This window comes from Cupriavidus sp. 01L46 (genome assembly GCF_056399905.1).
Genome location: NZ_JBFTSF010000536.1, coordinates 1 through 2,112, shown reverse-complemented (window position 1 = coordinate 2,112; position 2,112 = coordinate 1). Strand labels below are relative to the sequence as shown.

4 protein-coding genes and 1 tRNA gene are annotated in these 2,112 nt (G+C 60.9%); 4 read left to right on the top strand and 1 reads right to left on the bottom strand.

Going from position 1 to position 2,112, the window contains the following annotated elements:
• The 4 genes from AC1DS3_RS38045 to AC1DS3_RS38030 all read left to right on the top strand — a co-directional run.
• Window positions 1-317: phenylalanine--tRNA ligase subunit beta-related protein (locus tag AC1DS3_RS38045; protein ID WP_477129295.1), on the top strand; the 317-nt coding region annotated here is incomplete at its 5' end.
• 69 nt (window positions 318-386) lie between these two features.
• Window positions 387-803 carry an integration host factor subunit alpha gene (locus AC1DS3_RS38040; RefSeq protein WP_477129294.1) on the top strand — a complete coding sequence of 139 codons (417 nt, stop codon included), beginning with the start codon at window positions 387-389 and terminating at the stop codon, window positions 801-803.
• Between the two features lie 124 nt (window positions 804-927).
• Window positions 928-1,359 (top strand): MerR family transcriptional regulator, encoded by a 432-nt coding sequence (locus tag AC1DS3_RS38035; protein ID WP_441630558.1) that lies wholly within the window; start codon window positions 928-930, stop codon window positions 1,357-1,359.
• A gap of 56 nt (window positions 1,360-1,415) precedes the next feature.
• Window positions 1,416-1,492, top strand: a tRNA-Pro gene (locus AC1DS3_RS38030).
• A 162-nt stretch (window positions 1,493-1,654) separates the two neighbouring features.
• On the opposite strand, the gene AC1DS3_RS38025 is transcribed toward AC1DS3_RS38030, so the two are convergent.
• Window positions 1,655-2,112: hypothetical protein (locus AC1DS3_RS38025; protein ID WP_477129293.1), on the bottom strand; the 458-nt coding region annotated here is incomplete at its 5' end.

Below are 2,112 nucleotides of genomic sequence, written 5' to 3'. Positions count from 1 at the left end.
TCTCCAAGTTCCCGGCCGCCGTACGTGACCTGGCACTGGTGGTAAAGCAGTCGGTGCGCGTGCAGGACCTGCTCGACGCCATGCGCGAAGCCCTGGAAAAACAGGGCTCCGCACGCTATTGCCAGAGCCTGGTGCTGTTCGACGAGTTCCGCCCGAAGGCAGCTTCGGCGGCCATTGGCGCGGACGAGAAAAGCCTTGCGTTCCGCTTGACCTTGCAAGATACTGGGGCGACCCTCCAGGACGAAACCGTCGACAGCGCGGTGCGTTGCATGGTCGAAGCCGCCAGCGCTGCATTCCAGGCGCGGATGCGCGGCTGATCCACCAGCTGACATGACAATGGAGCGCCCGGACTTCCGCATCCGGGCGGATCGCCACACTGAATGACAATGAACGATCGACACGCGTATCTCATGGCCTCTGCAATGGGTGAAGCAGGCGACMGCCAGGCAGCCTCGCTCGACGACGATACGTCCGACGCTCGCGTCGCTGAAGTGCCGACCCTCACGAAGGCCGAGCTTGCTGAAATGCTGTTCGACCAGGTCGGTCTCAACAAGCGCGAGTCCAAGGACATGGTCGAAGCTTTCTTCGACGTGATTCGCGAAGCGCTGGAACAAGGCGACAGCGTCAAGCTCTCCGGCTTCGGCAATTTCCAGCTGCGCGACAAGCCGCAACGTCCCGGCCGCAATCCCAAGACGGGCGAGATCATTCCTATCACGGCACGACGTGTGGTGACTTTCCATGCCAGCCAGAAGCTCAAGGGCCTGGTGGAAGAGCGTGCCGGCCTGGTAGCGGTGCCCGGCTGATCGTTTGCCAGCAGCGCGACGACTCGTTATCCTGCTGAATCCGTCTATCACCCTTGTTCGCGCGCTAGCCCGCGCGAACACCACAACTTCTCCCGGCACGGCCTGAAGCCCGCCTATTCACCGTATGTCGGAAAGATCCAGCGAACGCATCTTGTTGCCGCCGATTCCCGCCAAACGCTACTTCACCATTGGGGAAGTCAGCGAGCTTTGCGCCGTCAAGCCGCATGTGCTGCGCTACTGGGAGCAGGAGTTCACGCAGCTCAAGCCCGTCAAGCGACGCGGCAACCGGCGCTACTACCAGCATCATGAAGTCCTGCTGATCCGGCGCATCCGCGACCTGCTGTACGAGCAGGGCTTCACGATCAACGGTGCCCGCAATCGCCTCGACGAAGGGCGGCAGCACAGCCATGCCGCCACCGAGGACGAACAAGCGCTGGCGGCGCAAGCCGCCGGTGAAGCGCCGGTTTTTTCGCTCGACCTCAACAGCCTGCGCAACGAACTGGTGGAAGTGCAGCACCTGCTCGCGCAGCTTCAACAGATCGCGAAGCACGAATAAAAAGTGCACTAACGACTAGCCATTTTTAAAAAGCTTCTGATATAATCTTTTTCTTTCGGGGCGTAGCGCAGCCTGGTAGCGTACCTGCATGGGGTGCAGGTGGTCGGAGGTTCAAATCCTCTCGCCCCGACCAGTATTAAGAAAAACCCGCACAGCATTTGTTGTGCGGGTTTTTTGTTGTCTGTTCAAAACGCCAGCATTTAGCCCGGCAAAATCACGTGACAACAAGCATCGTCGAATTCGCCTGAATCTCTTCGGATCGACGCTGTCATCGCTGCCACGCAGTCTCCCTGTATTAGCTCGCCGGCGAGTCATGCCAGGCCGATGAAGTCGCCTTGCCCCATGTGGCCCAATACGGATCGGCCGGCTCTTCGCGAGTGGCATAGTGGCGCTCGCCCCGTGTGCGCACGCGTAGCGATCTCGCATCGAGAAGGTCGATGCCTTCCGCGAGCGCGAAGCGCAGCCGCGCCCCATCGTGCTCGATCACCAGGCTGTCGATAGGACGAGGCAGGGCCTTGAGTGCGGCGGTGTCGATGCCCATCAGATAGAGCGTTGCACCGGCGGCCTGCGCGGCGGCCTCGGCTTCCGGATTCCAGGTATCCGCCGTGAGCAGCGGGTCGTCCACGGTCAGGGTCTGGCACGCGATGGCCGTGCCGTGGGGGTCGTGGGTGCAGCCGGTGTTGTGGGTGTAGAGATAGATGACGCCAGGATCGCAGGTGAACATAGCTTCACTCAGAAAATACTGTATGGATA